Source organism: Georgenia daeguensis, from assembly GCF_039537705.1.
Lineage (GTDB): Bacteria > Actinomycetota > Actinomycetes > Actinomycetales > Actinomycetaceae > Georgenia > Georgenia daeguensis.
Genome location: NZ_BAABBA010000049.1, coordinates 1 through 5,929 on the forward strand (window position 1 = coordinate 1; position 5,929 = coordinate 5,929).

Sequence of the window (5,929 nt, forward strand, 5' to 3'; positions counted from 1 at the left end):
CGCGATGAGGTCAAGGACCATCTCGCCGCGCACCGCAACCGCCCGCTGACGCCGCAGTCACCGCCGCACGAGACGGACTGACGACACCAACCGGGGGGACGGGATGTCGGCACGAACGGTCAGGCTGGTCGCGCTCTGTGCGCTGCTCGCTACGCCGCTCGTCGGTTGTGCCGCCAACGACGAGCCTGCGCCTTCGCCTGCCCCTGCCAGCTCGAGCGCGACATCCTCGTCCCCTGCTGCACCGTCGCCGTCCTCGACGGCCAACTCCCCGCCGGTCTCCGACGGCGGTACCCCGATGGAGTCCGACCTCGGCGAGGACACCAGCGCCGCAGCGCCGGTCTGGGACGACGCGTCGCGCAAGGAAGCGCAGACGCTCGCCCTGGACGTCATGACCGCCTACGCACGGCCTGACGCGCCCCAGGAGAAGTGGTGGGCCGAGTTCAGCAAGCACCTGAGTGCGCAGGCCGCCTACGACTACCAGTGGGTCGACCCCACCTCGATCCCCGCCAGCAAGGTGACCGGCCCGGCCACCATCACGGCCGAGCCCAGCGTCTACCTCGCCGAGCTGACCGTGCTCACCGACGCCGGCACCTACGGCGTTCTGCTCTCGCGCACCGACGGCCCGAGCCCGTGGCAGGTCGAGCGCATCACCCCGCCGGAGTCCCTCGAGCAACCGGCCGACGGGGAGTCCGCGTGAAGCTCCCCGCCCTCCTCGGTGGCGGCGCCGTCCTCACCCTCGGTGGCGTCGTGGGCTTCCTGCTGCTCCTGGCGCCCGCCAACGAGGCCTCGGCGTGCACGCCCGGGTCGGGCATCACCGTGGCGAACGCGGACTACGCCGGCGCGTCCGTGGCCGGCTACAGCGGCGAGCAGCTCGGCAACGCGGCCGCGATCGTCAACGCCGGCGCGTCTCTCGGCCTGTCGGTGCGGGACCAAACCATCGGCGTCATGACCGCGATGGGCGAGTCCGGCCTGCGGGTGCTCGACCACGGCGACGCCGTCGGCCCCGACTCCCGGGGCCTGTTCCAGCAGCGCGACAACGACGCCTGGGGCACCTACGCCGACCGGATGGACCCCACCCGCTCGGCCACGATGTTCTTCCAGTCCCTCGCGCAGCTCGAGGACCGCGAGACCCTGCCGCCGACCATCGTCGCCCACCGGGTCCAGCGCAACGCCGACCCCTACCACTACGAGCGGTACTGGGGCACAGCGGTGGCGATCGTCCAGGCACTCGCCGACGCCGGCGAACAGCGCGAGCCCACGGCCGTAGCTACCGATGGCGGCGCGGCCGCCGTCGCCCGCCCGGCCGACATGACCTGCCTGACCGGCCAGGTCTCCCCCGCCGCAGTGAGCATGGACGGCTGGACCGCCCCCCTGGTCGGCTTCCTCGATCACAGCTCGGAGTACGGCATGCGGACCAACCCCGTCACCGCCGTCCACCAGCTGCACTCCGGCACCGACCTCGCCGCTCGGGACGGCCACCCGATCTACGCCGTCGCCGACGGCATCGTGACCATCGCCGGCCCGTCCAGCGGCGGCAACACCGGCTACATGGTCGCGATCGACCACGGCGGCGGCATCCAGTCCCGCTACGTCCACTCCTGGGCCAGCGGCATCCACGTGCGCGTCGGCGACCGCGTCGCCGCCGGCCAGCACATCGCCGACGTCGGCTCGTCCGGCAACTCCACCGGCCCGCACCTGCACTTCGAGATCCGTATCAACGGTGAACCGACCGATCCCGTGGCCTTCATGGCGGCCCGCGGCATCAACATCACCACGCCGTAAGAGGGGGAACCTTGACCACCACACCCGTACCCGACTGGCCGCACGTGACCGCCATCGCCCGACCCGACGGCGGCGAGGTCACCATCAACGGCACCTCCCACCCCGTCACCGGCGACTCCGTCGCCACCGCGCGCCAGGCGATCCTCGCCAAGGTCACCGAGACCGCCCAGTCGCTCGGCCGACCCGTCAAGGTCACCGCCACCGACCCCGACGGCACCTGGCCGCTGATCGTCCACCCCGACGGCCACGTCGAGGCCGGCGAACAGGTAGAGCCCGAGGCCCGGCGCACGCGCCGGACGCGGGCCGAGGACACCCCCGCGACCTCGAGAAGAAGCGCGCAACGACACGAGGCGGACGACCGCCAGGACACCGCCCCGGCTGCGGTGCTCACCGCCGAGCCTGACGTGCCCCAGGCTGCCCGGCAGCCGGCACCGGCCCCCGCCCCTGCCGGGCCGAGCCTGGCAGGAACGGCGGCCTGGGTTCAGGAAGGCCCCGACATGCAGGCGAGCGGGCCGGTCGCCGCGGCGCCTGCGCCGATGACCCGGCGCGAGGCGCTGAGCCAGTCCTTCCTGACCGAGAACCGCGACGAGGCACCCGCCGAGGCCGGCTGGCGCGGGCTCCTGGCCCGCATGGGCGTCAAGGTCCAGCCCTCCCCCGCCGAGCTGGCCGAGCGCGCCGACGAGCGCGCCGTCTCCCAGCACTGGCCCGGCCCGCGCACCATCGCCATCGTCAACGGCAAGGGCGGCGCCAACAAGACGCCCACCACCATCCTGCTGAGCGCGCTGCTGGCCCGCTACGGCGGCTCCGGCGTCCTGGCATGGGACAACAACCCCACCCGCGGCACGCTCGGCTGGCGCACCGAGCAGGGCCCGCACGAGAACACCGTCCTCGACCTCCTCCCCCGCACCGACGCCCTTCTGGCACCAGACGCCCGGGCCGCCGAGCTCGCGCACTACGTCCACCACCAGACCCGCGACAAGTACGACGTGCTGCGCTCCCACCCCGAGGTCCTCGCCACCGACCAACGCATCACCGCCGCCGACTTCGACGCCCTGCACACCGTCGCCTCCAAGTACTTCCGGCTGATCATCATCGACTCCGGCAACGACGAGTCCGCCGAGTCCTGGCTACGCATGATCGACCACACCGACCAGCTCGTCGTCGCCACCACCACCCGCGAGGAGCACGCCGAGTCCGGCCGGCTCCTGCTCGACGAACTCTCCCGGCGCGACGCCCACTCCGCCGGCCTGGCCGAGAACGCCGTCGTGATCGTCTCCCACGCCTCGACCAACGAGGCCGGCCCGCAGGCCATCACCGAAGGCTTCTCCCGCATCGCCCGCGAAGCCGTCGCGATCCCCTACGACCCCAAGCTCTCCGGGCGGCCCCTGCACTACGACGCCCTGGACAAGCGCACCCAGCGCGCCTGGCTGCGCGCCGCCGCCGCCGTGGCAGGCGGACTGTGACCACTTACAAGAGGGCGGAACGGCGGCGTGGTCCACGACACGCCGACCCGCCTCCCGCGGCTCGATAACTGTTACCGGCAGGGTGAAGTCATGGCGACGACATATCCGGGTGGGCGCCCTAGCAAGGGCCCACGTAAGCAGCTTCCGGCACGCCTACCGCTGGACATGGCAACGGAGATCGAGGACCGCGCTACGGCCCTGGAGATCTCTGTGACTGAGTACCTCGTGCGGGCACTCGGTGACCACCTGGCCAGCACTCCCCGCCCCGACAACGGGCAGGGCGCACTGCTCCCCTACAACTTGGAGGGTCTTAGCAAGACCGCATAAGCCCACAAATGAGAGTGGGCCGGCCCCGAAGGGCCGGCCCTGACAGTCCAAGTCCTTCACCCTCTTGCTTGGCGGCCGGGGTGGTGAAGGGCCAGACCTAACACACCCTCAGGTGTGTTTAACGCTCGGAGCCCACCATACCTGCACCCGCTCCCCGACGCCCAGCACCTGCGCACCGATCTTCCTCGGGCGTGTCGCGTGCCGACGCGTGGTCCCTCACCGCCGCGATGAGCCCGCGGCGCCGTGTCCGTGTGGCCGCCGTGGACGCCTACGGGGAAACGCTGAACCTCTACACCGGGCACGCGCCGACCTCCGCACCGGTCCCGGAGGAGCCCTGGGCCGTGTACCTGGCCGACCAGCAAGGGTGCTTCCGCCTGGTCGCGTTCGACCTCGACGCCAAGTCCGACCCCGCGGTAACTGTGCGCGACGCGGAGACGCTCGTCGGCCTGCTCGAGGCGGCCCGTCTGCCCCACGTGGTCTGCGAATCCGGCCCGGGCGGTGGCCGGCACGTGTGGTTGGCCCTGAGCGAGGGGGCCGCCGCCGAGACCGTGGCGACGATGGGGCGCCTGGCGAAGGCGCTATGCCCCACCCTCGACCTCGCTCCTCTGTCGAACCCGGCCACCGGCTGTGTACGACCTCCCGGTGCCCCGCACCGTCACGGCGGCGCTTCCACCGTCCTGAGCGGGTCCATCGAGACCCTGGTGCGGCCCACGGTCACGGCCGAGCAGCTGAGTGCGTTCGTCGCCACCCTGGCCCGCCTGGTCGACCACCACGAGCCCGCCGGCGAGACCGAGCTCCACCAGCCGGTCCCCGTCGACGCCCACGGCCACCTCTACCTCCCCGGCCCCAAGCGGGCCCTGCCCGCCGCCTCCGCGGCCGCCCTGGCTGAGGACGCCGCCTCCGGGGATGCCTCGGCGGTGCTCTGGCGTGCCCTGATCGGCGCGGCCGCCGCCCGGTGGCACCACGAGGACGTCGCCGCCCTCGTCGCCACGGCACCGGGCCTGGAGCACGTGCGCACGCGCCGCGACCGCGGCCACCGTGCCCCGCGCCCGAACCGCGGGCCGGACAGCGGCGCCGCCGTGCTGCGCCGGCAGTGGCGCAAGGCCGTGCGCTACGTCGCCGCGACCGCCCGCACCACTGGCGATGACCCCACATTCGACGCCCGCGCCGGGGCCATCGCCGCCCACGTGCGCGACGTCCAGACCCGCGCCGACACCTCCCCGGGCCGGTGGGCCACCCGCAGCGGCCCCAACGACCGCCGCGTCCTCGACGTGCTCTGCCTGCTCGCCGTCCAGGCCCTCACCGCCGAGGTCGAGGCCGACATCCGCCGCCTCGCCTTGCTCGCCGGCATCGGCCGCGAGACGGCCCGCACCGCCCTCCTCCGCCTGGCCGACGAGGGTTGGATCAGCCAGACCCGCGGACCGGACGGACCCCACGCCGCGCACTGGACCATCGACCCCCACCACGAAATCCACAGGCCTACGGCTACAGATCGGTCACAAGCGGACCCGCGCCCCGAAGGGGCCGGGGCCGCTCAAAGAACCGCGCTCCTCGCCGAGCTCGTCGCGCGCACCCGGGCCGCCGCACACGACGCCTTCACCACAGCCGGGGGTCTGGGACACTACGCAGGCAACCTCTACGCCCGCACCACAGACGAACCCCTCACCGTCGACCAGCTCGCCACGACCACCGGGGCAACGACGGCCCGGACCGGCACGACGCTCGAGCGACTCGCCTCCTTCCGCCTCATCACACACACCCCGCAGGGGTGGATCCACGGCGACCGCGACCGGCGCGACACGGCCGCCCGTCACCTCGGCACCCACGGCCGGCTCCAACAGCGAGCGAACCGCTACCGCCTCGAGCGCGAGCTGTGGGCGTGGTGGCAGGCCGAACAGACCTGGATGCGATCACCCCGGCGGACCTCCCCCGGCAGGCGACCCGGTCCCGGACAGCTCGCCCTCCTCGCCGCCGACGGCACCAACATCTACGGCGCCCACCCCCGGCGACCAGACGGCCGCGCCGATTACGCCGCGGCCCGCCGCCACCTGCTCGAGGACGCACACACAACGAGTGAGTCGACACCGGACGAGCTCGTCGGCGCGGCGTGACCAGCGGCGCGTGACCGTTGCCGACCGACGAGTGCAGGGCAGGCTTCGCCGGTGCGCGGTTAAGCGGTCGACCGCTGAGGCGTTACATGGGGCCACCAGGAGTCGCGGACCGGCTTGTGGCCTGAGCCTGGATCCACCGGTGGTGGGGGCGGGTCGTGAGCGACGGGTGCCGCTCTGACCTGGGACGATGGGACTGCTGAAGGTTCCAAGTCGCCAGTTAGAAGGGCACCCGTCAGGTGCGAGTCT

At 72.8% G+C, this 5,929-nt stretch carries 4 protein-coding genes; all 4 read left to right on the forward strand.

Annotated features, from left to right (window positions below):
* The first annotated feature begins 295 nt into the window (after window positions 1–295).
* Entirely contained in the window at window positions 296–697 is a 402-nt protein-coding gene (locus ABD774_RS21045; protein ID WP_345045614.1) for a hypothetical protein, read from the forward strand.
* Window positions 694–1,782: a M23 family metallopeptidase gene (locus ABD774_RS21050; protein WP_345045616.1), complete on the forward strand. Its 1,089-nt coding sequence runs from the start codon at window positions 694–696 to the stop codon at window positions 1,780–1,782. The genes ABD774_RS21045 and ABD774_RS21050 overlap by 4 nt, the downstream gene beginning before the upstream one ends.
* 11 nt (window positions 1,783–1,793) lie before the next feature.
* A complete protein-coding gene (locus tag ABD774_RS21055) occupies window positions 1,794–3,245 on the forward strand; it encodes a MinD/ParA family ATP-binding protein (RefSeq protein WP_345045619.1) in 1,452 nt (483 codons plus the stop codon).
* Between the two features lie 518 nt (window positions 3,246–3,763).
* Window positions 3,764–5,683, forward strand: a complete 1,920-nt coding sequence (locus tag ABD774_RS21060; protein ID WP_345045621.1) for a hypothetical protein — start codon at window positions 3,764–3,766, stop codon at window positions 5,681–5,683.
* The last annotated feature ends 246 nt before the right edge of the window (window positions 5,684–5,929 follow it).

Coding starts and splice junctions, on each gene's coding strand:
- ABD774_RS21045 (WP_345045614.1), top strand. CDS start 296: ATGGAGTCCGACCTCGGCGAGGACACCAGCGCCGCAGCGCCGGTCTGG.